This window comes from Pseudomonas sp. GW821-FHT03C07 (assembly GCF_059420925.1).
In genome coordinates, this window is the sequence record NZ_JBWKUQ010000030.1 from 1 (window position 1) to 26,666 (window position 26,666).

The 26,666-nt window shown below is 61.9% G+C and carries 28 protein-coding genes and 1 riboswitch; of the genes, 15 read left to right on the plus strand and 13 right to left on the minus strand.

The genetic code is table 11. The annotated features are described in order from the left end of the window. Positions 1–1,010, minus strand: a 1,010-nt coding sequence (locus AC07VG_RS31745) for a thiamine pyrophosphate-binding protein (RefSeq protein WP_495022465.1), incomplete at its 3' end; no start/stop codon positions are given. A gap of 272 nt (positions 1,011–1,282) precedes the next feature. On the opposite strand from AC07VG_RS31745, the gene AC07VG_RS31750 reads away from it, so the two are divergent. The 5 genes from AC07VG_RS31750 to AC07VG_RS31770 all read left to right on the plus strand — a co-directional run bounded on the left by AC07VG_RS31750 (position 1,283) and on the right by AC07VG_RS31770 (position 6,339). Beyond that, positions 1,283–2,278, plus strand: coding sequence for an ArsR/SmtB family transcription factor (locus tag AC07VG_RS31750; protein WP_494999882.1), 996 nt, complete (start codon positions 1,283–1,285; stop codon positions 2,276–2,278). An 18-nt stretch (positions 2,279–2,296) separates the two neighbouring features. Then, the gene (gene metK / locus AC07VG_RS31755) at positions 2,297–3,487 is read left to right on the plus strand and encodes a methionine adenosyltransferase (protein ID WP_248795169.1); all 1,191 of its coding nucleotides are present in this window, start codon (positions 2,297–2,299) and stop codon (positions 3,485–3,487) included. A 188-nt stretch (positions 3,488–3,675) separates the two neighbouring features. Continuing rightward, positions 3,676–4,074, plus strand: coding sequence for a DUF1090 family protein (locus tag AC07VG_RS31760; RefSeq protein ID WP_494999883.1), 399 nt, complete (start codon positions 3,676–3,678; stop codon positions 4,072–4,074). A 97-nt stretch (positions 4,075–4,171) separates the two neighbouring features. Further along, positions 4,172–5,842 (plus strand): NAD-dependent DNA ligase LigB, encoded by a 1,671-nt coding sequence (gene ligB / locus AC07VG_RS31765; RefSeq protein WP_494999884.1) that lies wholly within the window; start codon positions 4,172–4,174, stop codon positions 5,840–5,842. A gap of 101 nt (positions 5,843–5,943) precedes the next feature. Continuing rightward, positions 5,944–6,339 (plus strand): DUF1090 domain-containing protein, encoded by a 396-nt coding sequence (locus tag AC07VG_RS31770; protein WP_494999885.1) that lies wholly within the window; start codon positions 5,944–5,946, stop codon positions 6,337–6,339. Between the two features lie 178 nt (positions 6,340–6,517). Here the strand turns inward: AC07VG_RS31770 and AC07VG_RS31775 are convergent, their stop codons facing one another. After that, entirely contained in the window at positions 6,518–6,967 is a 450-nt protein-coding gene (locus tag AC07VG_RS31775; RefSeq protein WP_494999886.1) for a c-type cytochrome, read from the minus strand. Between the two features lie 146 nt (positions 6,968–7,113). Here AC07VG_RS31775 and mltA point away from each other — a divergent pair, with 146 nt between their 5' ends. Next, positions 7,114–8,265 carry a murein transglycosylase A gene (mltA, locus tag AC07VG_RS31780; protein WP_494999887.1) on the plus strand — a complete coding sequence of 384 codons (1,152 nt, stop codon included), beginning with the start codon at positions 7,114–7,116 and terminating at the stop codon, positions 8,263–8,265. A gap of 26 nt (positions 8,266–8,291) precedes the next feature. Here the strand turns inward: mltA and AC07VG_RS31785 are convergent, their stop codons facing one another. Further along, positions 8,292–8,678: an MAPEG family protein gene (locus AC07VG_RS31785; protein WP_494999888.1), complete on the minus strand. Its 387-nt coding sequence runs from the start codon at positions 8,676–8,678 to the stop codon at positions 8,292–8,294. Between the two features lie 230 nt (positions 8,679–8,908). Between AC07VG_RS31785 and AC07VG_RS31790 the strand changes: the two genes are divergently transcribed. Beyond that, positions 8,909–10,078, plus strand: a complete 1,170-nt coding sequence (locus AC07VG_RS31790; protein WP_494999889.1) for an MFS transporter — start codon at positions 8,909–8,911, stop codon at positions 10,076–10,078. Here AC07VG_RS31790 and AC07VG_RS31795 read toward each other — a convergent pair. The 3 genes from AC07VG_RS31795 to AC07VG_RS31805 form a co-directional block, all read right to left on the minus strand. Further along, positions 10,075–10,299, minus strand: a complete 225-nt coding sequence (locus AC07VG_RS31795) for a helix-turn-helix domain-containing protein (RefSeq protein ID WP_494999890.1) — start codon at positions 10,297–10,299, stop codon at positions 10,075–10,077. The two genes, AC07VG_RS31790 and AC07VG_RS31795, sit on opposite strands and share 4 nt — an antisense overlap. 13 nt (positions 10,300–10,312) lie before the next feature. Further along, the gene (locus AC07VG_RS31800) at positions 10,313–10,861 is read right to left on the minus strand and encodes a DUF2975 domain-containing protein (RefSeq protein ID WP_494999891.1); all 549 of its coding nucleotides are present in this window, start codon (positions 10,859–10,861) and stop codon (positions 10,313–10,315) included. Between the two features lie 128 nt (positions 10,862–10,989). Then, entirely contained in the window at positions 10,990–11,397 is a 408-nt protein-coding gene (locus tag AC07VG_RS31805; RefSeq protein WP_494999892.1) for an acyl-CoA thioesterase, read from the minus strand. A 198-nt stretch (positions 11,398–11,595) separates the two neighbouring features. Continuing rightward, positions 11,596–11,702: riboswitch (S-adenosyl-L-homocysteine riboswitch) on the plus strand. 21 nt (positions 11,703–11,723) lie between these two features. Between AC07VG_RS31805 and AC07VG_RS31810 the strand changes: the two genes are divergently transcribed. From AC07VG_RS31810 to rhlE2, 4 genes are all read left to right on the plus strand, one after another. Beyond that, positions 11,724–13,133 carry an adenosylhomocysteinase gene (locus tag AC07VG_RS31810; protein ID WP_494999893.1) on the plus strand — a complete coding sequence of 470 codons (1,410 nt, stop codon included), beginning with the start codon at positions 11,724–11,726 and terminating at the stop codon, positions 13,131–13,133. Positions 13,134–13,266: 133 nt separating this feature from the next. Next, complete coding sequence (gene metF / locus AC07VG_RS31815) at positions 13,267–14,112, plus strand: methylenetetrahydrofolate reductase [NAD(P)H] (RefSeq protein WP_494999894.1); 846 nt, start codon at positions 13,267–13,269, stop codon at positions 14,110–14,112. A 112-nt stretch (positions 14,113–14,224) separates the two neighbouring features. Then, entirely contained in the window at positions 14,225–14,980 is a 756-nt protein-coding gene (locus tag AC07VG_RS31820) for a substrate-binding periplasmic protein (RefSeq protein ID WP_494999895.1), read from the plus strand. Positions 14,981–15,354: 374 nt separating this feature from the next. Beyond that, on the plus strand, positions 15,355–17,235 hold the full coding sequence (gene rhlE2 / locus AC07VG_RS31825) for an RNA helicase RhlE2 (RefSeq protein ID WP_494999896.1): 1,881 nt from the start codon (positions 15,355–15,357) through the stop codon (positions 17,233–17,235). A gap of 196 nt (positions 17,236–17,431) precedes the next feature. Here the strand turns inward: rhlE2 and AC07VG_RS31830 are convergent, their stop codons facing one another. Further along, positions 17,432–18,028, minus strand: a complete 597-nt coding sequence (locus AC07VG_RS31830) for a YceI family protein (RefSeq protein WP_494999897.1) — start codon at positions 18,026–18,028, stop codon at positions 17,432–17,434. A 31-nt stretch (positions 18,029–18,059) separates the two neighbouring features. Beyond that, positions 18,060–18,611, minus strand: a complete 552-nt coding sequence (locus AC07VG_RS31835; protein ID WP_494999898.1) for a cytochrome b — start codon at positions 18,609–18,611, stop codon at positions 18,060–18,062. Between the two features lie 284 nt (positions 18,612–18,895). On the opposite strand from AC07VG_RS31835, the gene AC07VG_RS31840 reads away from it, so the two are divergent. Together AC07VG_RS31840 and AC07VG_RS31845 are read left to right on the plus strand one after the other, a co-directional pair. After that, on the plus strand, positions 18,896–20,302 hold the full coding sequence (locus AC07VG_RS31840; protein ID WP_494999899.1) for an adenosylmethionine--8-amino-7-oxononanoate transaminase: 1,407 nt from the start codon (positions 18,896–18,898) through the stop codon (positions 20,300–20,302). A gap of 178 nt (positions 20,303–20,480) precedes the next feature. After that, positions 20,481–21,200, plus strand: coding sequence for a 16S rRNA (uracil(1498)-N(3))-methyltransferase (locus tag AC07VG_RS31845; RefSeq protein ID WP_494999900.1), 720 nt, complete (start codon positions 20,481–20,483; stop codon positions 21,198–21,200). A 145-nt stretch (positions 21,201–21,345) separates the two neighbouring features. Here AC07VG_RS31845 and trhA read toward each other — a convergent pair whose 3' ends face one another. Then, the gene (gene trhA, locus AC07VG_RS31850) at positions 21,346–21,963 is read right to left on the minus strand and encodes a PAQR family membrane homeostasis protein TrhA (RefSeq protein WP_494999901.1); all 618 of its coding nucleotides are present in this window, start codon (positions 21,961–21,963) and stop codon (positions 21,346–21,348) included. A 338-nt stretch (positions 21,964–22,301) separates the two neighbouring features. Between trhA and AC07VG_RS31855 the strand changes: the two genes are divergently transcribed. Both AC07VG_RS31855 and AC07VG_RS31860 read left to right on the plus strand, forming a co-directional pair. Beyond that, a complete protein-coding gene (locus tag AC07VG_RS31855) occupies positions 22,302–22,670 on the plus strand; it encodes a DUF6124 family protein (RefSeq protein WP_494999902.1) in 369 nt (122 codons plus the stop codon). Positions 22,671–22,925: 255 nt separating this feature from the next. Further along, positions 22,926–23,840, plus strand: coding sequence for a LysR family transcriptional regulator (locus tag AC07VG_RS31860; protein ID WP_494999903.1), 915 nt, complete (start codon positions 22,926–22,928; stop codon positions 23,838–23,840). Positions 23,841–23,844: 4 nt separating this feature from the next. Here AC07VG_RS31860 and madM read toward each other — a convergent pair whose 3' ends face one another. From madM to AC07VG_RS31880, 4 genes are all read right to left on the minus strand, one after another. Then, positions 23,845–24,609: a malonate transporter subunit MadM gene (gene madM, locus AC07VG_RS31865; RefSeq protein ID WP_494999904.1), complete on the minus strand. Its 765-nt coding sequence runs from the start codon at positions 24,607–24,609 to the stop codon at positions 23,845–23,847. Between the two features lies 1 nt (position 24,610). Then, on the minus strand, positions 24,611–25,027 hold the full coding sequence (madL, locus tag AC07VG_RS31870; RefSeq protein ID WP_494999905.1) for a malonate transporter subunit MadL: 417 nt from the start codon (positions 25,025–25,027) through the stop codon (positions 24,611–24,613). Between the two features lie 65 nt (positions 25,028–25,092). Further along, positions 25,093–26,022 (minus strand): malonate decarboxylase subunit epsilon, encoded by a 930-nt coding sequence (gene mdcH, locus AC07VG_RS31875; RefSeq protein ID WP_494999906.1) that lies wholly within the window; start codon positions 26,020–26,022, stop codon positions 25,093–25,095. After that, positions 26,019–26,663 carry a malonate decarboxylase holo-ACP synthase gene (locus tag AC07VG_RS31880; protein WP_494999907.1) on the minus strand — a complete coding sequence of 215 codons (645 nt, stop codon included), beginning with the start codon at positions 26,661–26,663 and terminating at the stop codon, positions 26,019–26,021. Before AC07VG_RS31880 ends, mdcH begins: the two co-directional genes overlap by 4 nt. Positions 26,664–26,666 lie beyond the last annotated feature (3 nt).

Genomic DNA, 26,666 nt, shown 5'->3' on the forward strand with positions numbered 1-26,666 from the left:
GCGAAGTCGGCGGGCAGCTCGCCGCTCAGGCGCCGCACCAACTCATTGGCTTCGGCCGGGAAGGCCGCGGAGTAGGCGGCGAAACGCTGGTCCCACTCGGCTTCCACCGCGCGACCAGTTTCCTTGGCATCCCACTCGGCATAGATCTCGGCCGGGATTTCGAACGGGCCGTAATTCCACTTCAACGCCGCGCGGGTCAGGGCGATTTCCGCGTCACCCAGCGGGGCGCCGTGGCAATCTTCCTTGCCTTGCTTGTTCGGCGAACCGAAGCCGATGGTGGTCTTGCAGCAGATCAGGGTCGGACGCTCGCTTTTGCGCGCGGTCTCGATGGCGGTCTTGATCTCTTCCGGGTCATGACCGTCGACGTTGCGGATCACCTGCCAGTTGTAGGCTTCGAAACGCTTGGGCGTATCGTCGGTGAACCAACCTTCGACTTCGCCGTCGATGGAGATGCCGTTGTCATCGTAGAAGGCGATCAGCTTGCCCAGGTCCAGGGTACCGGCCAGGGAAGCGACTTCATGGGAAATGCCTTCCATCATGCAGCCATCACCGAGGAACACATAGGTGTGGTGGTCGACGACGTTGTGGCCGGGACGGTTGAACTGCGCGCCCAGGACTTTTTCCGCCAGGGCAAAGCCGACGGCGTTGGCCAGGCCTTGGCCGAGCGGACCGGTGGTGGTTTCCACGCCCGGGGTGTAGCCGTATTCCGGGTGACCCGGGGTGCGACTGTGCAACTGACGGAAGCTCTTCAGGTCGTCGATCGACAGGTCGTAACCGGTCAGGTGCAGCAACGAGTAGATCAGCATCGAGCCATGGCCGTTGGACAGCACGAAACGGTCACGGTCGGCGAACGACGGGTTGCTCGGGTTGTGCTTCAGGTAATCACGCCACAGGACTTCGGCAATATCCGCCATACCCATGGGGGCACCGGGATGGCCGCTGTTGGCTTTTTGCACGGCATCCATGCTGAGGGCACGAATAGCGTTGGCACGCTCACGACGGCTGGGCATCGCTGATCTCCTGAGGATATTGAATTGAAAGTGAATAAAACGAAACGGAAAAAAGGCGAGCATTTTCCCTCAGGGACCGCCAAGGGGCAATGACAGATAGTCACTGCGGGGCGTTTTTCCTGCGGATAGTTGCGCATTCCTCGGGTGAAACCTTTCCGCTGTCGATCTGTATAGACCAGCGCACGCCTGAAAGTGCCACCTATCGACCAATATCAAAACTTTTTGATATTGGTCTTGCTAGGCGGGCGAGGGGTCACTAGACTGCTGGCCTTATGAATTTACGCGTGCCCACGATTCGTCATGACGCCAGCGACGACCTGTCCGCCTTGTGCAAGGCCGGCGGCGATCCGTTGCGCCTGAACGTCTTGCGGGCCCTGGCCAACGATTCGTTCGGCGTGCTGGAACTGGCGCAGATCTTCGGCATCGGCCAATCCGGCATGAGTCATCACCTGAAAGTGCTGGCCCAGGCCGACCTGGTGGCTACCCGCCGTGAAGGCAACGCGATCTTCTACCGCCGCGCCCTGCCCCACACCGAGCGCCTGGGCGGCAAGCTGCACGCGGCGCTGCTGGAGGAAGTCGACGAGCTCGACCTGCCGGGCGACGTGCAAGCCCGTATTGGCCTGGTGCACGGCCAGCGCGCCGCCGCCAGCCAGGACTTTTTCTCACGGGTGGCGGAGAAATTCCGCGCCCAGCAGGACTTGATCGCCGGCCTGCCGCAGTACCGCGAAAGCGTTCTCGCGCTGCTCGACAAGCTAAGCTTCGGCCCCCAGGCCACGGCCCTGGAAGTCGGCCCCGGTGACGGCGCCTTCCTGCCGGAACTGGCACGGCGCTTCCAGCAGGTCAGCGCGCTGGACAACAGCCCGGCCATGCTCGAACTGGCCCGTCAGTTGTGTGAGCGTGAAGCGCTGGCCAATGTCAGCCTGCATCTGGCCGATGCCTTGCAAGACGTCAGGTTGCAGGCCGACTGCGTGGTGCTGAACATGGTCCTGCACCATTTCGCCGCGCCGGCCGAGGCCCTCAAGCAGATGGCCGGCCTGCTGCAACCTGGCGGTAGTTTGTTAGTGACAGAATTGTGTAGCCACAACCAGAGTTGGGCCAGGGAGGCCTGCGGTGATCTCTGGTTGGGGTTCGAACAGGACGATCTGGCCCGTTGGGCCATCGCTGCGGGGCTCGTGCCCGAGGACAGCCTCTATGTAGGCTTACGTAATGGTTTCCAGATTCAGGTTCGCCATTTTCAGCGACCGGCTGGCACCACTCACCATCGGTAACTCAGGAAAACCATCGATATGAGCGAATATTCCGTTTTCACCTCCGAGTCCGTGTCCGAAGGGCATCCGGACAAAATCGCCGACCAGATCTCCGATGCGGTGCTGGACGCCATCATCGCTGAAGACAAGTTCGCCCGTGTCGCGTGCGAAACCCTGGTGAAAACCGGTGTGGCGATCATCGCTGGCGAAGTGACCACTTCGGCCTGGGTCGACCTCGAAGACATCGTCCGTAACGTGATCCTCGACATCGGCTACAACAGCTCCGACGTCGGCTTCGACGGCGCCACCTGCGGCGTGATGAACATCATCGGCAAGCAGTCCGTGGACATCGCCCAGGGCGTTGACCGCAGCAAGCCGGAAGACCAGGGCGCCGGCGACCAGGGCCTGATGTTCGGCTACGCCAGCAACGAAACCGCGGAGCTGATGCCGGCCCCGATCGCCTTCTCCCACCAACTGGTTCAGCGCCAGGCCGAAGCCCGTAAATCCGGCCTGCTGCCTTGGCTGCGCCCGGACGCCAAGTCGCAAGTGACTTGCCGTTACGAAGGCGGCAAGGTGGTCGGCATCGACGCCATCGTGCTGTCGACCCAGCACAACCCGGAAGTGTCCTACAAAGACCTGCGCGAAGGCGTGATGGAGCTGATCGTCAAGCACGTGCTGCCTGCCGAGCTGCTGACCAAGGACACCCAGTTCCACATCAACCCGACCGGCAACTTCATCATCGGTGGCCCAGTGGGCGACTGCGGCCTGACCGGTCGCAAGATCATCGTCGACAGCTACGGCGGCATGGCCCGTCACGGCGGTGGCGCGTTCTCCGGCAAGGATCCATCCAAGGTTGACCGTTCCGCCGCCTACGCTGGTCGTTACGTGGCCAAGAACATCGTCGCCGCCGGTCTGGCCGACCGTTGCGAAATCCAGGTGTCGTACGCCATCGGCGTCGCTCAGCCGACCTCGATCTCGTTGAACACCTTCGGCACCGGCAAGATCAGTGATGACAAGATCATCAAGCTGGTTCGCGAAATCTTCGACCTGCGCCCATACGCCATCACCACCATGCTCGACCTGCTGCACCCGATGTACCAGGAAACCGCGGCCTACGGCCACTTCGGTCGCACCCCGGAGCAGAAGACGGTCGGCGACGACACCTTCACCACCTTCACCTGGGAAAAGACCGACCGCGTAGACGCGCTGCGAGCGGCTGCCGGCCTGTAATATAGCCTGCATCACAAAAGCCCCCCATGGCTGGCCATGGGGGGCTTTTTCATGCCCATCGAAACTTGCACAGCGGGGCATGCCTGCCTAAAATCCCGCCCCCTCTCGGACCCTTTTCCCACTTGGATATTGCACGGCGCCAGTTCGAGACTTCCTTTCGCGCCGTCAATCGAACATTGAGGTTTGTCATGCGTCTTTCCACACTCGCCCCTGCCGCCATCCTGCTCGGCCTGGTCTCCCTGTCCACCCAGGCCGCCGACCTGAGCACCCTGGCCGGTGGCCTGACCTCGCAACTGGGCGGCACCGCCGCAGCGCCAGCGGCCGGCACCACCGCCGGTTCGGGCCCCTGCAACAAGCAGATCCAGGACCTGCAGGCGAAGATCGATAGCGCCAAGGCCAAGGGCGACGACCTGAAGGTCAGCGGCCTGCAAATGGCCATGGACCAGGCTTCCAAGGGCTGCACCAAGCTCAATGGCCAGGCGGCCGCTGCGCCACAACCGGCCGCGGCTACCCCCGCTGCCACCCAGGACCCCAAGGCCCAGGCCGCGGATGCTGGCATGAAGGCACTGGGCGGCCTGCTCAAGTAAGCCGACACACGCAGTAAAAAAGCCCCGCCTGCCGCGGGGCTTTTTTATGCGCGGCGTGATCTAGGCTTGGGTTTTAGTTCGAGCAAGGATGCTCAGGATGCCTCTCTTCAGTGCTTTTCTGCTGTTCGTTTTCTGCCTCGGCGCCCATGCCCAGGCTTGCCCCGACTGGCAGGCGGAACGCGCCCGAAGTGAAATCGGCGCTCTGCAGGAACAATTGGCCGAATGGGACCACAGCTACCATCGTCTGGGCCTCTCCCCCGTGGCCGATGAACTCTACGATCAATCCCGACAGCGGCTTGAACAGTGGCGCGGCTGTTTCCGACTGCCATCAGGCAAGCCCGAGACACCGGCGGGCGCGAGCGGTCCCGCTCGCCATCCGAGCGCCCATACCGGCCTCGACAAACTGCCCGATGCCGAGGCCGTCCAGGCCTGGATGCAAGGCCGCGAAGACCTGTGGATTCAGCCCAAGGTCGATGGCGTGGCGGTGACCCTGATTTATCGCCAAGGCCGACTGCATCAGGCCATCAGCCGCGGCAACGGCCTGAGCGGGCAGGACTGGACCGCCTCGGCGCGCAAGATCCTGGCGATCCCCGGCCGCTTGCCGGTGGCCCGCGACCTGGTGCTGCAAGGCGAATTGTACTGGCGGCTGCCGAACCATGTACAAGCTCACCAAGGCAGCCTGAACGCCCGGGGTACCGTGGCTGGGCTGATGGCCCGGCACCAGCTTGGCCGGGTGGAGGCGGCCGGTATCGGCCTGTTCGTCTGGGACTGGCCGGAGGGGCCGGCGACACAGGAGGAACGGCTGGACGGATTGCAGGCCTTGGGTTTCCCGGACAGTAAGACCTACAGCCAGCCCGTCGCTGACTTCGGCGAGGCGCAGCACTGGCGCAATCACTGGTACCGCCAGCCGTTGCCCTTCGCCAGCGACGGCATCGTCCTGCGCCAGAGCCGACGCCCCACCGCAAAAGCCTGGCAGGCCCAGCCACCCTACTGGAGCGTGGCCTGGAAATATCCCCACGCCCAGGCCTTGGCCCATGTGCGCAAGGTCAATTTCAACGTCGGGCGTACCGGGCGCATTACCCCGCTGCTGGAACTGACACCCGTGCAACTTGATGACCGACAGATCAGGCGGGTCAGTCTCGGCTCGCTACAACGTTGGCAGGCCCTGGATATCCGCCCCGGCGACCAGGTCGCGATCAGCCTCGCCGGCCTGACCATCCCGCGCCTGGACAGCGTGGTCTGGCGCAGCCGCGAACGTGAGCCGCTGTCCGCCCCCGACCCAGGGCACTTCCACCCCCTGAGTTGCTGGGAATATGGCCCGGGTTGCGAAAGCCAGTTTCTTGCTCGCTTGCGCTGGCTAAGCGGCAAGCAGGGGCTGGATCTGCCTCACCTCGGTGGTGGCACCTGGGAAAAACTACTGGCCAGCGGACGGGTCACGCGACTGCTCGATTGGTTGACCCTGGAAGGGGAAGAGCTTGCTACCATTACCGGCTTCGGCCCGCGCAGCCGTGCGCGATGGCTGGAGACCATCCAGTTGGCCCGGCAACGGCCTTTCGAGCGTTGGCTCAAGGCGCTGGGGCTGCCCCCCAGCGCAACGGCGCCCCTGGACCCGCCCTGGGCGGTATTGGCAGGCCGTACACCTCAGGCGTGGCAGGCGATACCTGGCGTCGGAGCCGAGCGGGCGGTGCAACTGAGCGCATTTTTCCGCGACCAGGAAGTACAGGCCCTGGCCGAATCATTACGTAATGCCGGTATCGCGGGATTTTGAGGAAATAATCCCTGTCCACTTCAGATCATTCATACAGACAGTCTTGCTATCTATTTATCAGAGTGACCTTTTTTCAATCATTGTTTCCGTTCGGAGTGTTTATGCGATTTTTCCCGCCGCTGGCGATTGTCACCTTGTGCAGTATCCTCGCCGCCCCTCTGCTGGCCGCCGAAGAACCCAGCGAACTGACCGGTTGCGCGGCGAAGCGCCAGGCCATCAGCAGCCAACTCGATAGCGCCAAGGCCCAGGGCAACGGCGAACAGCAGGCGGGCCTGGAAAAAGCGCTGGATGAAGTAACCACCCATTGCACCGATGCCTCGCTGAAAAGAGAACGGGAAAACAAGGTGCTCGACGCCAAGCACGAAGTCAGCCGCCGTCAGGCCGACCTCGACAAAGCGATGAAAAAGGGCGATCCGGACAGGATCAACAAGCGCAAGGAAAAGCTTGCCGAGTCGCGCAAGGACTTGCAGAGCGCGCTGGATGAGCTGGACAAGTAGACCAACGGAATTGATAACCTGTAGGCGCTGGCTTGCCGGCGATCAGGCCTTGAGCCTTGCGCTGCCCATAGGGACGCCATCGCCAGCAAGCCGGCTCCTGCATGACCGCGTTATCCGTCGCGATGCCCAGGTTCACGGGGATTCCGCAGGCTCCGTTGCCCTTTATCATCCGTCAGTCTCAATGATCACGAAATTCCTTATGGCAAGCATCGCAAGCATCCTCGACCTTCTCGACCGCCGGCTTCAGGGTACTGGCCTTATAGGGCTGGACCTGACTGGCCAGCCGCAGTTCGCCGGTCGCCGCCTCCAGCGAGTGCGCCAGCTCCTGGAAATGCGCCTGCTTCTGCCAAACCGTATCCCGGGCGCTGGTATGCTCCGTTTCCTTGACTTGCGGGAAGTGCTTCCATGGCTCGCGAGACAGGTTGTCGAGCTGGTTCGCACCTTCGACGAAACGCGGCCCGTCAAAGGGAATCCGGCCACGCAGCATGCCTCCCAGGTCTTCACTGGTCTTGAGCATCTGCTTGAAAATGGTCTTGCGCTGGCCCAGCGGAGAATTCGGGTCGACGCCGCCGCACGCGCTGAGGGTCAGGCAGGCCAGCAATACAACAGAAAGTCTTTTAAGAGTCATGATGGCTTCAGGTCACGGGAAACGGCGGCCAGTATCCTCGCCTGATTGGCAAAGACCAAGCGCCTGCCCCCTTCTTAACCACACTAAATCAGTGGAATTGCTGAACAAAGTCTGAACAGGCAATCACCCAAGGAATTCACCGCTGTATGAACACCACTTTCAAACGACTGGCCACAAGCCTTTGCGTCCTCGCCCTGCTCGCCGGCTGCAAGCCCAAGCAACCCCCTGCGCCCCTGCCGCCAGTGACCACCTACCTGAAGGCGGACTGGCAGGCGCTACCAACGGTGTCCGACGCGGACCTGCAAGCGGGTTTCACCTCGTGGCGCAGTGCCTGCGCCCGACTCAAGGCCGACGCCAACTGGGGGCCGACCTGTCTGGCGGCCGCCAATGTGGCCAATACCCCGGCGGCCATCCGCGATTTTCTCCAGCAGAACCTTGAGGTCTACGGCCTGCGCTCGGCGCAGAACAGTGCCGACGGCCTGATCACCGGCTACTACGAGCCCGTCTACCCCGGCAGCCTGAACCAGACCGCCAGGGCCACGGTACCGGTCTATGGCGTACCGGACGACCTGATCGTGGTGCAACTCGACAGCCTCTACCCCGAACTCAAGGGCAAGCGCCTGCGCGGGCGTCTGGAAGGTCGCGTGGTGAAACCCTATGACGATGCGGCACTGATCGCTACCCAGGGCGTCAAGGCCCCGGTGCTGGCCTGGCTGACCGACCCGATGGACCTGCAATTCCTGCAGATCCAGGGCTCGGGGCGGATTCGCCTTGATAACGGCCAGCAATTGCGGATCGGTTACGCCGACCAGAACGGCTACCCCTACCGCGCCATCGGACGCTGGCTGGTGGAACAGGGCGAGTTGAAGAAGGAAGAGGTCACCATGGGCGCCATCAGCGCCTGGGCCAAGGCTCATCCGACGCGCATCCCGCAATTGCTCGGCAGCAACCCCAGCTATGTGTTCTTCGCCCGCAACCCGGACAGCAACGAAGGACCGCGCGGTTCGCTGAACGTACCGTTGACCGCCGGCTATAGCGTGGCGGTGGACCGCAAGGTGATTCCGCTGGGCAGCTTGCTCTGGCTGTCGACCACCAAGCCGGACGGCAGCGCCCTGGTCCGCCCGGTGGCGGCCCAGGATACCGGCGGCGCGATTGCCGGCGAGGTGCGGGCAGACCTGTTCTGGGGCACCGGCGAGGCGGCGGGGCAGTTGGCTGGGGACATGAAGCAGAAAGGCAATATCTGGATGCTGTGGCCCAAGGGCATGGCGTTGCCCACGGCTCCAGACACAGGCAGCTGATCACTGCCTGATCGGGAGGCCGAGCCTTAGATCGAGACGAAAAAGAACGTCGCGATCAAGGCCATGCCGATAAACCACACCAGCGAACGCAGCATCGCCCAGTCCGCCAGGTAGCAGATGATGTAGAGCAGGCGGCTGGTGATGAACAGCACCGCCAGCACATTGATGGTCACCAGTGACGCCGTGCCGGCGATATGAGCAATGATCACCGCAGCGGCAAAGGCCGGGGTGACCTCGAAGCTGTTCAGTTGCGCCGAGTGGGCCCGCTTGGCGAAACCTTCAAGGCCGTCGAGAAAGGCCCGCGGATCATGGTTCTGTTGCGGGCCGAACTTGCCGCCACTGAACTTGGCGATGCCAATACACAGGTAAGGCAGGCAAAACGCAATAAATACACACCAGAAAGCAGCGGTCATAACCAGAGTCCTTGCAGAGTGCCAAACGGCGTCGCCGACAACACTAGCGCATAACCAGACAATCCACAGAAACCGATTCGCCAACGCGGCGCCGCTGTTTATACTGAGCGCACCACGCCGCACTTCACGCGCATAGACCTATTCCAATAAATTCCGCTTCTGCCCGATCGCTCGCGATCGGGACGGTGGCATGCGTACACCCGGCCCCGCTGCCCTGAGAGATCACCCGCATGCCACTCGCCTTGCTTGCCCTCGCCGTTGCCGCTTTTGGCATCGGCACCACTGAATTCGTCATCATGGGTCTGCTGCCCAATGTCGCCCGCGACCTCCATGTCAGTATTCCCAACGCCGGCCTGCTGATCACCGGCTATGCCCTGGGCGTGGTCTTCGGCGCGCCAATCCTGGCCATCGGCACCGCGAACATGCCGCGCAAGGCCACGCTGCTGGGCATGACCCTGATGTTCATTCTCGGCAATATGCTCTGCGCCCTGGCGCCGAATTACGCCACCCTGATGGCCGCGCGAGTGGTCACCGCGTTGTGCCATGGCGCCTTCTTCGGCATCGGTTCGGTGGTGGCCGCCAGTTTGGTCGCCCCCAATAAACGGGCCCAGGCGATTGCAATGATGTTCACCGGCCTGACCCTGGCCAATGTGCTCGGCGTTCCGCTGGGCACCGCCCTGGGGCAATACGCGGGCTGGCGCTCGACCTTCTGGGCGGTGTCGCTGATCGGGATGGTCGCAGCCATCGCGCAGTGGGCCTGGCTGCCGAAACAGATCCCCATGGACAAGGCCAACCTGGCCAGCGAGTTCCGCGTCCTGGGCAAGAGCAATGTGCTGCTGGCCCTGGGCATGAGCGTGCTGTCCTCCATCAGCCTGTTCAGCGTCTTTACCTATATCGCACCGATCCTGCAGGACGTCACCGGCGTCAGCCCCCACGGCGTGACCCTTATGCTGCTGTTGTTCGGCGTCGGCCTGACGGCCGGCAGCATGCTCGGCGGACGCCTGGCCGACAGCCACTTGCTGCCCGCACTGGTGGGCATGACCCTGGCGGTGGTGCTGGTGCTCGCGGCATTCAGCCAGACCAGCCGCTCGCTGATCCCGGCGGCGATCACCCTGGTGCTGTGGGGGATCTTTGCCTTTGCCCTGTGCCCGATCCTGCAACTGCTGATCATCGACCAGGCCCATGAAGCGCCGAACCTGGGCTCGACCCTGAACCAAAGCGCCTTCAACCTGGGCAACGCCGGCGGTGCCTGGATCGGCGGCTTGGTGGTAGGCAGCGGCATCGACCTGGCGGACCTGCCATGGACCGGGGCGTTGAGCGGCTGCGTCACGCTGCTGGCGGCGCTGCTCTTTATCTTCCTGCAGCGGCGCAATCAGCAGTTGGCCAACACTCCGGCTTAAGCGTCAGCGTTCTTCACCACAGGTCGGTATTTCAGCAGATCGCCGGGCTGGCAATTGAGCGCCTCACAAATGGCCTCAAGGGTCGCCAGGCGAAAGCCCTTGACCTTGCCCTGCTTCAACAACGAAAGGTTCTGTTCGGTGATACCAATTTGCGCCGCCAAGTCCTTGGACTTGACCTTGCGCATGGCCAGCATCACATCCAGCGTTATTTCAATCGGCATCGACACGTCCTGGCTAGATGAATTGTTGATTTTCACGGGCCATCTGGCAGGCGTTGCCCATGATCCGGGCCACCAGCATGACCGCGGCGGCGAGAAACAAGGCCACTAGCTGAGCGGGACTGAAACCGAGGCTCAGCAGACGTTCTCCCGGTGGCAGCAGCAGGGTGATCCACACGCTCATCAGCGGATACAGCAACACACTGCAAAGCACCCAAAGGCCGACACTCTTGCCTACCGTGCCCAGCAGATCAGCCGTTTCCCGGGAAAAATATTCACCTTGCGCATAGGTCTGGAACAAAGCACGCAGCGCTCCCAGCCCGCGCGTCAGGACCAGCAATGGGATGCTGCTGAGCAGCATGCCGCCACCCACCTGCCACCAGGGCATGTCAGCAATCTCAACTTCCAGTTCCCTGGCCAGGGACGTCAGGTTGAAGTCCAGCCCGTGCTCGACAAGCACCGGAAACAGCCAGCAAGCCAGGTTCAACAGCAACATGCTCACCAGCAAAACCAGGGTGGCATTGGCCAACCAACGACTGTGCCTGATCAAACGATCATCTTTCATTGAATACTCCTGTCAGTTCTTTGGCCGGATGACCCGGCAAAGAAACTAACAGGGGTTAAAATTATCGCAAAACGATAATTTATTACAAAATAACAACAACAAATAGCCTTATGCCACAACCCAACCGATCACTTCTGGGCCGCCTCGTCTTCCTTGAACTGATCCTTCACGTAGCGGATCTCGGTCCGCCCGTGGGGCGCCGGCAGGCCATCTTCGCCGAGGTTGACGAAGACCATCTTTTCCACGGTCAGGATGCTTTTGCGGGTGATCTTGTTGCGCACTTCACAGGTCAGGGTGATGGAGGTACGGCCGAACTCGGTGGCGGTGATGCCCAACTCGATGATGTCGCCCTGGCGCGAGGCGCTGACAAAGTTGATTTCGGAGATGTACTTGGTCACCACGCGCTGGTTGCCCAACTGGACGATGGCATAGATCGCCGCCTCCTCGTCGATCCAGCGCAGCAGGCTGCCGCCGAACAGCGTGCCGTTGGGATTGAGGTCTTCGGGTTTGACCCATTTGCGGGTGTGGAAATTCATGCTCACTCCTGACCGTCTTGCCGATTGATGGCAATCATCATGGCAGACCGAGCGGTCAAGCTCCACGCAGGCTCGACTATAGTCGCCATCAACAATCTTCATACAGCCGACAGAAACCCTTGGGAAGTCCGTTCCGGGCAGCTATAATCCCCACCGTTTCAAAACGGTCATCTTCCCTTGATACCGTTTTCCCGCCACCTGTCCGAGGGGCGCTGCAGCAGGTTCGACCTGTCAGGCTCGGATGGGGCGTTGTTCGCTCAGGGCTCCCTGCACGGACACTAAACGCACAACGGCGCCCATTCGCATACTACGAATGGAGGCTCTTCATGAGCGCTGTCAACACGCCTGCAGATTTCAACGACTACAAAGTCGCCGACATGTCCCTGGCTGCCTGGGGTCGTCGTGAAACCATCATCGCCGAATCGGAAATGCCGGCCCTGATGGGTCTGCGCCGCAAGTACGCCGGTGAGCTGCCGCTCAAAGGCGCCAAGATTATCGGCTGCATCCACATGACCATCCAGACCGCCGTGCTGATCGAGACCCTGGTTGTCCTGGGTGCCGAAGTGCGCTGGTCGTCCTGCAACATCTTCTCGACTCAGGACCAGGCCGCTGCCGCCATCGCCGCCGCCGGTATCCCGGTTTTTGCCTGGAAAGGCGAAACCGAGCAAGAGTACGAGTGGTGCATCGAGCAGACCATCCTGAAAGACGGTCAGCCTTGGGACGCCAACATGATCCTCGACGACGGCGGCGACCTGACCGAGATCATCCACAAGAAATACCCGGCCATGCTGGAAAAAATCCACGGCGTGACCGAAGAAACCACCACTGGCGTGCACCGCCTGCTGGACATGCTGGCCAAGGGCGAGCTGAAAATCCCGGCCATCAACGTCAACGACTCGGTGACCAAGAGCAAGAACGACAACAAGTACGGCTGCCGTCACAGCCTGAACGATGCCATCAAGCGCGGCACCGACCACCTGCTGTCCGGCAAGCAAGCGCTGGTGATCGGCTACGGTGACGTGGGCAAGGGCTCGGCCCAGTCCCTGCGTCAGGAAGGCATGATCGTCAAGGTCTCCGAAGTCGACCCGATCTGCGCCATGCAAGCCTGCATGGACGGTTTCGAAGTGGTCTCGCCGTTCATCAACGGCCTGAACGACGGCAGCGCCGCCAGCATCGACACCGCCCTGCTGGGCAAGATCGACCTGATCGTGACCACCACCGGCAACGTCAATGTCTGCGATGCGAACATGCTCAAGGCCCTGAAGAAGCGCGCCGTGGTCTGCAACATCGGTCACTTCGACAACGAAATCGACACCGCTTTCATGCGCAAGAACTGGGCATGGGAAGAAGTGAAGCCACAGGTGCACAAGATCCACCGCACCGGCCATGGTGATTTCGACCCACAGAATGATGACTACCTGATCCTGCTGGCCGAAGGCCGCCTGGTGAACCTGGGCAACGCCACCGGTCACCCAAGCCGCATCATGGACGGCTCGTTCGCCAACCAGGTACTGGCACAGATCTTCCTGTTCGGCCAGAAGTACGCCAACCTGTCCGTCGCCCAGAAAGCCGAGCGCCTGACCGTGGAAGTGCTGCCGAAGAAACTCGACGAAGAAGTGGCCCTGGAAATGGTTCGCGGCTTCGGCGGCGTGGTCACCCAACTGACCAAGACCCAGGCCGACTACATCGGCGTGGCTGTCGAAGGTCCGTTCAAGCCGCACGCCTATCGCTACTGATACGCCTGGCTCCTTGTAGGAGCGAGCTTGCTCGCGATAGCGGTGTCACTGACACTGCGCATCACGTTCATCGCGAGCAAGCTTGCTCCTACCAGAGCCAGCGTCCGGCTTTCGTGTTTCCAAGGATCCGACCATGTCCCAAGATCGTCGCTACAGCTTCGAGTTCTTCCCGACCAAGACCGATGCTGGGCAGGAAAAACTGCTCGCCACTGCTCGTCAGCTGGCCAGCTACAACCCCGACTTTTTCTCCTGCACCTACGGTGCCGGTGGCTCGACCCGCGACCGCACGATCAATACCGTGCTGCAGCTCGAGAGCGAAGTAAAGATTCCCGCCGCACCGCATCTGTCCTGCGTCGGCGACAGCAAAGCCGACCTGCGCGGCCTGCTGGAGCAATACAAGGGCGCCGGCATCCAGCGCATCGTCGCCCTGCGCGGTGACCTGCCTTCCGGCATGGGCATGGCCAGCGGCGAGTTGCTGCACGCCAATGACCTGGTGGCCTTCATTCGTGAAGAGACCGGCAGCCACTTCCATATCGAAGTCGCCGCCTACCCGGAGATGCACCCGCAAGCGCGCAACTTCGAAGACGATCTGCGGAACTTCGTGCGCAAGGCCAACGCCGGCGCCGACAGTGCGATCACCCAGTATTTCTTCAACGCCGACAGCTACTTCTATTTCGTCGAGCGCGTACGGGCAATGGGCGTGAATATCCCCATCGTGCCGGGCATCATGCCGATCACCAACTACAGCAAGCTGGCGCGTTTCTCCGACGCCTGCGGTGCGGAAATCCCACGCTGGATCCGCAAGCAACTGGAAGCCTACGGCGACGACGTCAAGAGCATCCAGGCCTTCGGCGAGCAAGTGATCAGCCAGATGTGCGACCGCCTGCTGGAAGGTGGCGCGCCAGGGCTGCACTTCTACACCCTGAACCAGGCGGAACCGAGCCTGGCGATCTGGAACAACCTGAAGCTGCCTCGCTGAAAATCGCAAGCCCCCGGAAACCCGGGGGCTGCAACCCTGCCCCCGATGCAAAACCTGTAGAGAAAACGCTCCAGAGCTTCTATTCAGCGCTCTAGCGTCGTACTCTCCAGCCATGTCCGTCATTGCCCAACTTCTGACAGCCGTGCTTTTCGCTAGCCTGAGCTTCGCCGCTCAAGGTGAAAAGCTGCGTATTGTCACTGAACCCTGGGCGCCCTACGTTTACGAAGAAAACGGCCACGCCAAAGGGCTCGATTACGAAACCACGGCCATTGTCTTCCAGCGCCTGGGCGTCGAGGTGGAGTGGCAGTTCCTGCCCTGGAAACGCTGCCTGATGCTGCTCGATCAGGGCCAGGCCGATGGCGCCCTGGACATCTTCCACAATCACGAGCGCGACAACAGCCTGCTCTACCCCAGCGAACCCTTGTCGGCAGTGGAGTTCGTGCTGTTCTACGCCAAGGCCCGCCCACACCCCTTCACCACCCTCGGCGACCTCAAGGGTCTGACCATCGGCACTTCGCCCGGTTATCTGTACAGCTCGGTATTCAAGGACACGACGGGGCTCAAGCGCGAAGACGGTCCCAGCCACGAAGCCAACTTCGGCAAACTGCTGCTGGGTCGCATCGACCTGCTGATCACCGACCGCCGGGTCGGCCGGCGCCTGCTGAAACAGCTTCAGTTGCAAGAGCAGGTCGACCAGTACCCGATGGTGATTGCTCGGGAAAGCCAGTACCTGGCGGTCCGCCGCAACGCCGGGATGGACCTGTTGATCCAGCGTTTCGGCACCGAACTGCGGCGTTTCAAACGTGAGCCGGCCTATGCCGAGCTGGCTGCCCGCTATACCGACAAGGCCAATACCGCGCAGCCTTGATGCGCACGCGGCCCCTACAAAAGAAGCGCGTATTGGCGCCACGGTAACGAAAGCGCAAACCGTTGAGCAGCAGGAAAGCGGCGCACGGCGTCAGCTCTGTTATACTCCGGCGTTCCCGCCAGGCTCACGCCCGGACGCTCGACCTTGCATCAGGTATTCCGACACTGCGACCAGCGCCGCCCAACGGCCCGCGCGAGCGGTGCGTAGAGCCTCAAGGCCCAGCAGGACCGGACGGGATGTGCCCACCAGGGGTCTGCAAGAAAACTCGCCGGGCCGCAAGACAGGCGGCCAGCTTTCCTCTTACAGAACCTGAAACGCCATTCGCGCCAGGCAAGATTCCCATCGGGCCAAGCCCTAACTGAACAGGATTACTCATGTCCTTTGCTTCCCTCGGTCTCTCCGAGGCTTTGGTCGCTGCCATCGAGGCAGCCGGCTACACCGAGCCTACTCCGGTGCAACAGCGGGCCATTCCCGCCGTGTTGCAAGGTCGCGACCTGATGGTCGCGGCACAGACAGGTACGGGTAAAACCGGAGGCTTCGCCCTTCCGATTCTGGAACGGTTGTTTCCCAACGGTCACCCGGACAAATCCCAGCGTCACGGCCCGCGCCAACCGCGTGTGCTGGTCCTGACCCCGACCCGTGAACTGGCTGCCCAGGTCCACGAGAGCTTCAAGGTCTACGCGCGCGACCTGAAATTCGTCAGCGCCTGCATCTTCGGCGGCGTCGGCATGAACCCACAGGTTCAGGCCATGTCCCGGGGCGTCGACGTCCTGGTTGCCTGCCCGGGTCGTTTGCTCGACCTGTGTGGCCAGGGCAGTGTCGATCTGTCCCACGTGGAAATCCTCGTGCTGGACGAAGCCGACCGCATGCTCGACATGGGCTTTGTCCATGACGTGAAGAAGGTCCTCGCGCGCCTGCCGTCCAAGCGGCAGAACCTGCTGTTCTCGGCGACCTTCTCCAAGGACATCACCGACCTCGCCGGCAAGCTGCTGCACAACCCGGAACGCATCGAAGTCACGCCACCGAACACCACGGTCGAGCGTATCGAACAGCGTGTGTTCCGCCTGGCCGCCAGCCACAAGCGCTCGCTGCTGGCGCACCTGATCACCGCCGGCGCCTGGGAACAGGTCCTGGTGTTCACCCGCACCAAGCACGGCGCCAACCGTCTGGCCGAGTACCTGGACAAGCACGGTCTGAGCGCCGTCGCCATCCACGGCAACAAGAGCCAGAACGCCCGCACCAAAGCCCTGGCCGATTTCAAGGCCGGTGAAGTGCGCATCCTGGTGGCCACCGATATCGCCGCTCGCGGCCTGGATATCGACCAGTTGCCGCACGTGGTGAACTTCGAACTGCCGAACGTCGATGAAGACTACGTGCACCGTATCGGCCGTACTGGCCGGGCCGGTCGTTCGGGCGAAGCCATTTCCCTGGTCGCGCCGGACGAAGAGAAACTGCTCAAAAGCATCGAGCGCATGACCAAGCAGAAAATCGCCGACGGCGACCTGATGGGTTTTGATTCCAGCGCCGTGGAAGCCGAGAAGCCGGAAGTGCGCGAGCGTCCGGATGTGCGTAACCCACGCAACAACCCACGCGGTCCGAAGGGCGATGGCCCGAACGGCAGTGGGGGTGGCGGCGGTCGCAAGGATAAAGGCAAGGACAAGGGCGGCAAGGAAAAGGCCGCGACCAACGGTCGTGGTGAGCGTCCAGCGCGTGAGCAGAAGCCCCGTGAAGGGACGCCGGCACGTGAGCAGCGTCAGCCAAGCCAGCCGCCGCGCGCGGCGGCGGATCGGGCTCCGGATGAGTTCCTGGATGACGATGTGGATAACTTTGGCAACCGCGTTGATTACGTGCCTCAGGCCAAGCCGGCTCAAGGTCGTGGTCGTCGTCCGGGGGCTCCGGCACAAGGCGGCGCTGCAGGTGCGGGCGCTCCGCGTACTGGGCAGCCGCAGGGTCGTCAGAATGGTCCGCGTAGCAGTAACGGTGCGACTACCGGTACTCCTCCGGCCAAGCGCAGCGGTCCGCGCAATGGCGCTCCCCGTGATGGGCAAGCCCGTCGTGAAGAGTCGCGTAATCGTCGTCCAAGCCGTGACGATCAGCCACGGGAAGAACCCGCGGTGCAGAACCCTCGTGGGCCGGCACCGAAGATCATTCATAAAGAGTCGAAGAGCGATCGCTTCCCGACACCTGAGCAGTTGGATCAACTGCCAGGCCGTCCACGGGGCGAGAAGCCGGCGTTGTTGACTCGCAATCGCTGAGTCGGCAGTGCAATAAAAACGCCCCCGGTTTGTGAGAGCCGGGGGCGTTTTTTTATTGGGTGTCGCGGGGGACGTCGTGTTGAATCTTGACTTGTGACTACGGACAACGCGGTCACTTTGGGAGCCGGTTTGCGGGCGATTCGATGGTGCATTCACCACCGCTATCGCCAGCAAGCTGGCTCCTACAGTCTCAGCATTACTTCGCTTTCACACCCTCAAAGGTGATGTACAACTCAACAGCATCAGACGCCGGACCCAAATCCATCATCTTGCCAAAGTCCGAACGCTTGATATGCGCTACACCTTCGAAACCAGCACGGTAGCCGCCCCATGGATCCTTGCCTTCACCCAGGAACGTAGCCTTGACCACGATCGACTTGGTCACGCCGTGCAGGGTCAGGTCGCCAGTCACGTCAGCCGTGTCTTTACCATCAGCATTCTTGCCAGTGGACTTGACGCCGGTGGAAACAAACTTGGCCTCGGCAATATTGGCAACGTCCAGGAAGTCCTTGCTGGAGATGTGCTTGTCACGCTCAGCATTGTTGGTGAACACGCTGGCGGTACGCACGTTGACTTCGATCTTGCTGTCTTCAGGCTTGGCCGCATCGAAGCTGAACTTGCCGTCCAGGTCCTTGAAGGTACCCATGATGAAGCTGTAGCCCAGGTGGCTGATCTTGAAATTGACGAAGGCGTGCTGGCCTTGCTTGTCGATCACATAATCCGCAGCCATCGCCTGACCGGCAACAAACAGGGCAGAACCGATTGCCAGAGCGGCGAGAGTCTTTTTCAACATACTTCTATTCCTTTCAAGTCGAGGTTGAACATCAGGCTTTGCGACCCAGCATGCGGGTCAGCGTCGCATCACGGTCGATAAAGTGGTGTTTCAGAGCAGCCAGACCATGGAGAACCGCAAAGATCACCACCGTCCAGGCCAGGAACGAATGCACGCTGCCCGCCACATCCGCCTGATCGGGGATACTGGAAATCAAGGCAGGCACATCGAACAGGTTGAACACCGGAATCCCGACACCTTCGGCGGTGGAAATCAGGTAGCCGGAAAACATCAGGGCAAACAGACTGAGATAGAGGAATGCATGACCGAACTTGGCGCCCAGGCGGGTCAGCCGACCATGATTGGCCGGTGACGGCGGCGGCGGACTGATAAAACGCCAGATCAGCCGCAGCACCATGACCGCGAACAGGGTCAGGCCGATGCTTTTATGCAGCTCCGGAGCCGCCTTGCGCCACTCGCTGTAGTAGTCGAGCCCGACCATCCACAAGCCCAGCGCAAAAAGACCGAACACCACCAGGGCAACACCCCAGTGCAGGAAGATACTGACAGCACCGTAGCGAGAAGATGAGTTGCGTAGCTGCATTGCCGGAATCCTGTAAGTGATGCGCCCAAGACTAATGGTTTACCTATCGAATTAAAGCGGAAAATTTTGCTTTGAAATATCGAAAAATACGATCATCAGTCTGAAACGAACGGGTTAAGAAAATATTAAGGTCGATCGCTACGGTGAACACCCGGGCGCGACCTTTTATTCGCCTCCACAGCGAGGCGACTGCGCGGCCATGGGTTGTCCTGCGGCCGCGCATTGCATAGGCTTGCGCGATTGTGTGTCCGCCTGCGTCGCGGACTGCCTGCCGGAGAGTGGAAATGAGCCTGAATAACCAGTGGATGCAACGCGACCTCGCGGTGGTCTGGCATCCCTGCACCCAGATGAAAGATCACGAGCAACTGCCGATGATCCCCATCAAGCGCGGCGAAGGCGTCTGGCTGGAGGACTTCGACGGCAAGCGCTACCTCGACGCGGTCAGTTCCTGGTGGGTCAATGTGTTTGGTCACTGCAACCCGCGTATCGGCCAGCGCATCAAGGACCAGGTCGACCAGCTCGAACACGTGATTCTCGCCGGGTTCAGCCATCAGCCGGTGATCGAATTGTCCGAACGCCTGGTGAAGCTGACGCCGGAGGGCCTGACCCGCTGTTTCTATGCCGACAACGGTTCGTCGTGCATCGAAGTCGCGCTGAAGATGAGTTTTCATTACTGGCTCAACCGCGGCCTGCCGGACAAGAAGCGTTATGTCACCCTGACCAACAGCTATCACGGCGAAACCGTGGCGGCGATGTCGGTCGGCGATGTGCCGCTGTTCACCGAGACCTACAAGGCCCTGCTGCTGGACACCATCAAGGTACCCAGCCCGGATTGCTACCTGCGCCCACAAGGCATGAGCTGGGAAGAACATTCACGCAATATGTTCCTGGTCATGGAACAGACCCTGGCGGAGAACCACGCCAGCGTCGCCGCGGTGATCGTCGAACCGCTGATCCAGGGTGCCGGCGGCATGCGCATGTACCATCCGGTCTACCTCAAGCTGCTGCGCGAGGCCTGCGACCGCTATGGCGTGCATCTGATCCACGATGAAATCGCCGTGGGCTTCGGCCGTACCGGCACGATGTTCGCCTGCGAACAGGCCGGTATCCGTCCGGACTTCCTGTGCCTGTCCAAGGCCCTGACCGGCGGTTACCTGCCACTGGCGGTGTGCCTGACCACCGAAGACGTCTACAGTGCCTTCTACGACGACTATCCGACCCTGCGGGCGTTCCTCCACTCCCACAGCTACACCGGCAATCCATTGGCCTGTGCGGCAGCCCTGGCGACCCTGGATATCTTCGAGCAGGACAACGTCATCGAGAACAACAAGGCCTTGGCCCAGCGGATGGCCAGTTCAACCGCCCACCTGGTGGACCATCCGCATGTCGCTGAAGTCCGCCAGACCGGCATGACCCTGGCGATTGAAATGGTTCAGGACAAGGCAAGCAAGACCGCCTATCCGTGGCAGGAGCGCCGTGGCCTGAAGGTTTTCCAGCACGCCCTGGAGCGCGGCGCGTTGCTCCGGCCGCTGGGCAGCGTGGTGTATTTCCTGCCACCGTATGTCATTACGCCAGAGCAGATCGATTTCCTGGCTGAAGTGGCCAGCGAAGGGATCGATATCGCCACCCGCAGCGGTATCAGCGTGGCGGTGCCGGCCAATTTTCATCCGGATTTCCGTGATCCGGGCTAGGATATTGCGGCGCCTGTAATGCCGCCTTCGCGGGCAAGCTCCGCTCCCACAGGTTTTGTATCGAGCACAACATTCAGACTCGACTCAAATACTGTGGGAGAGGAACTTGGCGGATCGCCGCACCGCCGCGAAGAGGCCCTCCCAAGCAACACATCATTCCGATATTCAGAGATTCACCATGCGACTGTCCCGCTTCTTTATCGACGCCACGCTGAGTCTCGGCGAACACGAACTACCCGAGACCCAGGCTCACTACATCGGCCGTGTGCTGCGCATGGCCGAGGGTGACGCGCTGCAAGTGTTCGACGGTTCGGGCACGGAATTCCTCGGCAGCTTGCTGGAGGTCGGCAAGAAGCGCGTGCGCGTGCAATTGACCGAAAGCTTTTCCGGGCAGACCGAATCCCCCCTGCGCATCCACCTTGGCCAGGGCCTGTCCCGGGGCGAGCGGATGGACTGGGCGATCCAGAAGGCCACCGAGCTGGGCGTGAACGAAATCACCCCCATCGTCAGCGAGCGCTGCGAAGTCCGCCTCAAGGACGAGCGCGCCGACAAGCGCCTGGCCCACTGGCGGCAGATCGCGATCAGCGCCTGCGAGCAGTGCGGCCGCTCAACGCTGCCGGTGATTCATCCACCGCTGTTGCTGGCCGAGTGGGTGAAACAGACCGAAGCCGAGCTCAAGCTGGTACTGCACCCGGTGGCCGAACCGCTGACCAGTCACCCCAAGCCGGGGACACTGGCGTTCCTGATCGGCCCGGAGGGTGGGTTGTCGGACAGCGAAGTGGCCCAGGCCGCACAAGCTGGCTATCTGCCGGCGCGCCTTGGCCCACGGGTACTGCGTACCGAAACCGCACCCGTGGTGGCCTTGGCCGTGGCCCAGCAACTATGGGGCGACTTCTGACACTACACATTTTCTGAAACACCGCAAAACCTGTAGGAGCCAGCTTGCTGGCGATGAGGCCAGTGAGTCTTGCAGCGCCTGATCGGCCGCCATCGCCAGCAAGCTGGCGCCTACAAGGGTCCGCGTTAGCCGTTGGAGCGTGGCCTCAGATCACGTACCAGGAAATCGCCACGAAGTGCAGCACGCTGCCGGCAATCACGAACAGATGCCAGATCCCATGGGCGTGCCGCAACCGATAATCCAGCGCGAAAAAGATAATCCCCAGGGTATACAACGCCCCACCAGCCGCCAGCCAGACAAACCCTGCCGTACCCAGCGCCGCGAGCAGCGGCTTGACCGCCACCAACACGATCCAGCCCATCACCGCGTAGATCACGATGGACAGGATCCGCGCTTCGGAACGCGGCTTGATCTCCTGCAACATGCCGATCACCGCCAAGCCCCAGACGACCCCGAACAACGTCCAGCCCCAGGGCCCGCGTAGTGTCACCAGACAGAACGGCGTATAGCTGCCGGCAATCAACAGGTAGATCGACAGGTGATCGACCTTCTGCATGATCACCTTGGCCCGCCCGCGCACGCTGTGATAAACCGTCGACGCGCTGTACAGCAGCAACAGGGTCACGCCATAGATCGCCACGCTGACAATCTTCCAGGGGCTGCCGTCGAGGCTTGCCACCACCAGCAACCAGATCGCCCCGATACACGCCAACACGGCCCCTACCAAATGGGTCCAGGCGTTGAGTCGTTCCCCGTGATACATCTGCCACCTACCTCGCTTGGTCGATACAACTGCGCCCAAGGCTCAGGCCTTGCGGGCAAAAGCACAAGGGTCTTTGCGTGGCACCGTCAGGAAGACTTCCCGCACAGGCACCCTCCGGTAAAAAACAAAGCGCCCACCTCCTATATATCGTTCCATTGATGAAGAAAAAAAGACCGGGCCTAGAAAATGAAATACCACGAAGGGCTGTGCCGGTGAACGACACAGGCCTTGCCGGCCAAATAACCCCAGGAGGGTTGCAGCCGAAGCGGCTTTACTGACGGCCCGCAGCCTGATCGACAACACGCTCCCTACGCCAAAATACACCACGATTTGCCGTCATGACCTCAACCCAGGAGTTCAACGGAGCCCATGCTGATGTCCGCGCCCGCCCCCTCCCGCCCGCTGCACAAGCGCGACAAGACCAGCGACCGGGTATATTCGCCCATTACAACCTGCCACCGGTTGAACCATCCGAGCCTTATAAACCTCCGGATAGCCTGTTCCAGATTCGCGCGGATGTGCGCTCGGAAGAATCGCTGACCAGCGTCTATGAGCTGCTGGAGTCAGCCGCTGCGACGGCCTATGAATCCGTGGCAAACCTGAGCGGTGCCAACCGCAAAGTGGTGCGGGGTGTGGTGCATCTGGTCGAGTTGGCGAAGGCGTTGGTGGATTCGGCGTTGAACAAGCGCGGCGGGGAATACCTGTAAGTTCCGCGGCGCCTGGACCGACCTCTTCGCGGGCAAGCTCCGCTGCCACATTAGGTTTTGTGTCGGGCACAAGATTCAGGTCCGACTCAGACATTGTGGGAGCGGAGCTTGCCCGCGAAGAGGCCGGTGAGAGCGCCAAAAACCTCTCAGGCCATTGTGCATCCATCAAGCCAGCCCCGACCCCATTCTGAAAAAGCCCCAGCCAAAACCCCAGGACTTGGGCACAATTGGGGCATTCGAATAAGAGCCCGCGCCATGCTGATCGACGAAGAGCTGACCCTGAAAAAGCTGGAGGTGTTCCTGGCCTTTATGCGTACCGGCAACCTGGCGCGGGCGGCGGCTGAGTTGCAGACCAGCAATGTCAGCGTGCACCGGGCCATCCACTCCCTGGAAAGCGCCCTGCGCTGCCCGCTGTTCAAACACGAAGGGCGCAACCTGACTCCGCTGGAAAGCGCCTATGTGCTGGAAGAACGCGCGCAGAAGCTGATCCAGGACGTCGTCGAAAGTGTGCGCATGACCCGCGAAGCCGCTGGGTTCTCCGCCGAGCGCTTCAAACTCGGATCACTCTATTCGCTAACGGTGAAAACCGTGCCGCAACTGATCATGGGCCTGAAAATCCGTCGCAGCGAGCTCAATATCGACCTGATCCTGGGCTCGAACTTCGATCTGCTCTACAAGCTCAAGAACATGGAAGTGGACGCGATCCTGGTGGCGCTGGACGACTCGACCAACGACCCGGACTGCGAACACCTGCCGTTGTTTTCCGATGATATTTTCCTCGCCGCCCCCACCGATTCGCCGTTCGACCGGCAGAACGAGGTTGACCTGGCGGACCTGCGGGACATGACCTTCATCAGCCTGACCCAGGGCTTCGCCACGCATCGGGACAGTCACCGAGTGTTCGAGCAGGCGGGGTTCAAACCGAAGGTGGCCATGCAGGTCAACGACATCTTCACGCTATTGAGCATGGTCAGCTCCGGGGTCGGCTATGCCTTGTTGCCGGGGCGAATTGCCGCGGTCTACGAAAACCGGGTGAAGCTGATCCCATTACAGGCGCGCTACCGCCTGCAACAGCATATTGGCGTGGTGTTCCTCAGAGCCAAGGAACGTGATCCCAACCTGTTGGCGCTTCTGGCGGAATGCCGGATGTATGCCAACAGGTTGAGCTGAATGCTCAGCCCAGCAAACCACGCACGATGAAGAACAGCACCGAAGGCCCCAGCAGACAACCCAGCCCGGTATGGAAGGTCGCCGTCAGCGCGCCATAGGGCACCAGCCGCCGATCCGTCGCCGCCAACCCGGCGGTCACACCGCTGACCGTACCCGCCAGACCACCGAACACCATCGCTGAGCGCGGGTTGTCCAGTCCCATCCAACGCGCCGCCACCGGCGTGCCGACCATTACCAGAATGGCCTTGATCAAGCCCGTCGCGATCGACAGCGCCACCACATCGGAAGTCGCGCCAATCGCCGCCCCGGTCACCGGCCCGACAATGTAGGTCACCGCCCCGGCACCAATGGTGGTGATGCTCACCGCATCGCGATAACCGAAGGCCCAGGCCATGCTCGCGCCGACAATAAACGGCAGCACCGTGCCCAGCAGCAACGCCAGCGCACCGATCAAGCCGGCCTTTTTCGCCTCGCTCGCCTGTACCTCGAAAGCCGTGGCGACAATGGCGAAGTCACGCAACATCGCACCGCCCATCAATCCGACGCCGGAAAACAGCGCCACATCCGCCAGGCCCTTCTGCCCGCCGGTCAGCGTTCCGCCAATCCACGCCAGCACCAGGCCGATCGCAATGGCAATCGCCGAGCCGTGGATCCGGCCATAGGTCAGGCGCTTGGACAGCACCACCGACACCCACATCACCACGCCGACACCGGCGAAGGCTGTCACCAGCCCATTCGCGCCCAGATCTTTTCCAATGAGCTCCCACATATCAGCGACCTCCCGCAGTGGTTGAGATCGGTTCAAACGTTTCCGGTTCATCCGGTAACGGATCGCCTTTATGGATCCGACTGAGCAGGGTAATCGCGCAACCGCAGACCACCACCGAACCAATCGCCGCCAGCACCGCCAGCGGCCCACCGTGCAGCGCCGCGACCACGTTCTGGTTGGCGGCCATGGCGACCACCACCGGAATGTACATCGCGCCCCAGAAACCGACGCCCAGCTCGCAATCCTTGGTCAGACCGCCGCGTTTATGCATCCACAACCGGGCGCAGATCAGCAGGATCATGGCAATCCCGACCCCGCCGACATTGGATTTGACACCCAGCAGCACGCCCAGCATGTCACCCAGAATCACCCCTGCCAGCGTACAGATCGCCAGCAGCGCCACACCGTAAATAATCATTGTTGTTATCCTCGTAGTGCATTGCCGAAGTTGTTGTTTTTGTCCTTCGAAGCAGCAGCCGGTGTTTATCGGTGACGGCGTCCCTCCTCATCCAGCAGCGCCTTGAGGCTGTCCAGCCGGGCTCCGTCGAACGCAATGACGCTGCCTTGCTCGAACACCCGGCGTGCCAGGCCGGTCAAGACCGATCCCGGAGGCAGTTCAATCTGCAGACGGGCACCACGCTCATAGGCGCTTTGCACGGTGCCGCGCCAATCGACGACCCGACGCATGTTGAACGCCAGGTCATCGCGGATCTGTTCAGCGCTATGCAGGAGCCGCGCGCTGCTGCCGCTGAGGTAGCCCAGGCGCGGTGCCTGCAGCGACACCGTGGCGAAAGCGGCGGCCAGTATCCGGGCCGGTTCGTCCAGCAACGGGCAATGGGACGGCACGCTCACCGCCAGGCGCTTGGCCACGCCGTCCTTTCCCATCAGGGCCACGAGTGCACTCATGCCCTCGTCGCTCCCGGCGATCACACATTGGTTATCGGCGTTGATATTCGCCAGGTAGACCGGTGTGCGTTCGCTGTGAACCTGGGCCAATAACTTATCCACAGCCGCCAGCTCCAGCCCGATTACCGCCGTCATACCGTAGCCCTGTGGATAAGCCTGTTGCATCAACTCGCCGCGCAGGCTGACCAGCCGCAGGGCATCGCTGAACGCCAGGCTCTCGGCCAGTACCGCTGCCGGGTAGGCGCCGATGGACAAGCCGGCGACATAGGCCGGTGCTGCAGTGTCGGCCAACAGCAGGCGAGCACTGGCCACCCCGGCCACCAGCAAGCAAAGCTGGACCGCGCGGGTCGAGGCCAGGGCATGCGGCGTATCCAGCAAGCCCACGTTCTCGCCCAGCACATCGCTCGCCTCGTGCAGGCAGCCACGCACGATCGGGGCATCCGGCAGGCGATGCAGCATGCCGGGCTGTTGCGCACCCTGGCCGGGAAACACCAATAGGCTGCTCATGCCATTTGCTCCTGGACGCACCAGGGATCGAGCACCAGTTGTGCACCCTCGACACACTTGAGCAGAACCCGTCGCGCCGGGCCCGCCCACTCCGCCAACGCCACCGCGCCCAGCGGGGTTTGCAGTTGCAGGTCGACACGACAAAACGGGTTATCGAGTTGCTGCAACAAGCTGGCGGCCTGACAACGCGACAACGCTTGCGGCGCACGCAGAATCAAATCCAGGTCGCTGTGTTGATGCAGGGCCGGCAAACCGCTGGCCAACTCGAAACCGGCACTGCCGCTGACGCCCCAGGCCAGCCTCGCTTCATTCAGCAACGGACGCAGGTAATGCAGCGCCTGCAAGGCTGGCCAGTCCTGCGCAGCGACTTCAATATCGATCAGGGCTTCGGGCCGTACGCGACGTTCAACCAGCGCCCGCGGCATCAGCGTGGCGAAACGTTGCTCACGCAAAGCCCCGCGTACGCCCACCGGCACCTGATCCACCGCGGCCAGCGCCCGACGCACCACCACCGGCTGGCCGAGGCTCAGCGCCTCGGCCACCCAGCCCGGGGCGTCCGCCGGCAACTGCGCCGGGGTCAGCCCCCAGAGCAGGTCATGAGCCAGTAAATCAGGGGGCGGGAGCTCGTCGTCAGCGCGCATCGC

Excerpts from the sequence above, each read along its gene's own strand:
- AC07VG_RS31750 (WP_494999882.1), top strand. The coding sequence starts at position 1,283 with ATGAATTTACGCGTGCCCACGATTCGTCATGACGCCAGCGACGACCTG.
- metK (WP_248795169.1), top strand. The coding sequence starts at position 2,297 with ATGAGCGAATATTCCGTTTTCACCTCCGAGTCCGTGTCCGAAGGGCAT.
- AC07VG_RS31760 (WP_494999883.1), top strand. The coding sequence starts at position 3,676 with ATGCGTCTTTCCACACTCGCCCCTGCCGCCATCCTGCTCGGCCTGGTC.
- ligB (WP_494999884.1), top strand. The coding sequence starts at position 4,172 with ATGCCTCTCTTCAGTGCTTTTCTGCTGTTCGTTTTCTGCCTCGGCGCC.
- AC07VG_RS31770 (WP_494999885.1), top strand. The coding sequence starts at position 5,944 with ATGCGATTTTTCCCGCCGCTGGCGATTGTCACCTTGTGCAGTATCCTC.
- AC07VG_RS31775 (WP_494999886.1), bottom strand. The coding sequence starts at position 6,967 with ATGACTCTTAAAAGACTTTCTGTTGTATTGCTGGCCTGCCTGACCCTC.
- mltA (WP_494999887.1), top strand. The coding sequence starts at position 7,114 with ATGAACACCACTTTCAAACGACTGGCCACAAGCCTTTGCGTCCTCGCC.
- AC07VG_RS31785 (WP_494999888.1), bottom strand. The coding sequence starts at position 8,678 with ATGACCGCTGCTTTCTGGTGTGTATTTATTGCGTTTTGCCTGCCTTAC.
- AC07VG_RS31790 (WP_494999889.1), top strand. The coding sequence starts at position 8,909 with ATGCCACTCGCCTTGCTTGCCCTCGCCGTTGCCGCTTTTGGCATCGGC.
- AC07VG_RS31795 (WP_494999890.1), bottom strand. The coding sequence starts at position 10,299 with ATGCCGATTGAAATAACGCTGGATGTGATGCTGGCCATGCGCAAGGTC.
- AC07VG_RS31800 (WP_494999891.1), bottom strand. The coding sequence starts at position 10,861 with ATGAAAGATGATCGTTTGATCAGGCACAGTCGTTGGTTGGCCAATGCC.
- AC07VG_RS31805 (WP_494999892.1), bottom strand. The coding sequence starts at position 11,397 with ATGAATTTCCACACCCGCAAATGGGTCAAACCCGAAGACCTCAATCCC.
- AC07VG_RS31810 (WP_494999893.1), top strand. The coding sequence starts at position 11,724 with ATGAGCGCTGTCAACACGCCTGCAGATTTCAACGACTACAAAGTCGCC.
- metF (WP_494999894.1), top strand. The coding sequence starts at position 13,267 with ATGTCCCAAGATCGTCGCTACAGCTTCGAGTTCTTCCCGACCAAGACC.
- AC07VG_RS31820 (WP_494999895.1), top strand. The coding sequence starts at position 14,225 with ATGTCCGTCATTGCCCAACTTCTGACAGCCGTGCTTTTCGCTAGCCTG.
- rhlE2 (WP_494999896.1), top strand. The coding sequence starts at position 15,355 with ATGTCCTTTGCTTCCCTCGGTCTCTCCGAGGCTTTGGTCGCTGCCATC.
- AC07VG_RS31830 (WP_494999897.1), bottom strand. The coding sequence starts at position 18,028 with ATGTTGAAAAAGACTCTCGCCGCTCTGGCAATCGGTTCTGCCCTGTTT.
- AC07VG_RS31835 (WP_494999898.1), bottom strand. The coding sequence starts at position 18,611 with ATGCAGCTACGCAACTCATCTTCTCGCTACGGTGCTGTCAGTATCTTC.
- AC07VG_RS31840 (WP_494999899.1), top strand. The coding sequence starts at position 18,896 with ATGAGCCTGAATAACCAGTGGATGCAACGCGACCTCGCGGTGGTCTGG.
- AC07VG_RS31845 (WP_494999900.1), top strand. The coding sequence starts at position 20,481 with ATGCGACTGTCCCGCTTCTTTATCGACGCCACGCTGAGTCTCGGCGAA.
- trhA (WP_494999901.1), bottom strand. The coding sequence starts at position 21,963 with ATGTATCACGGGGAACGACTCAACGCCTGGACCCATTTGGTAGGGGCC.
- AC07VG_RS31855 (WP_494999902.1), top strand. The coding sequence starts at position 22,302 with ATGACCTCAACCCAGGAGTTCAACGGAGCCCATGCTGATGTCCGCGCC.
- AC07VG_RS31860 (WP_494999903.1), top strand. The coding sequence starts at position 22,926 with ATGCTGATCGACGAAGAGCTGACCCTGAAAAAGCTGGAGGTGTTCCTG.
- madM (WP_494999904.1), bottom strand. The coding sequence starts at position 24,609 with ATGTGGGAGCTCATTGGAAAAGATCTGGGCGCGAATGGGCTGGTGACA.
- madL (WP_494999905.1), bottom strand. The coding sequence starts at position 25,027 with ATGATTATTTACGGTGTGGCGCTGCTGGCGATCTGTACGCTGGCAGGG.
- mdcH (WP_494999906.1), bottom strand. The coding sequence starts at position 26,022 with ATGAGCAGCCTATTGGTGTTTCCCGGCCAGGGTGCGCAACAGCCCGGC.
- AC07VG_RS31880 (WP_494999907.1), bottom strand. The coding sequence starts at position 26,663 with ATGCGCGCTGACGACGAGCTCCCGCCCCCTGATTTACTGGCTCATGAC.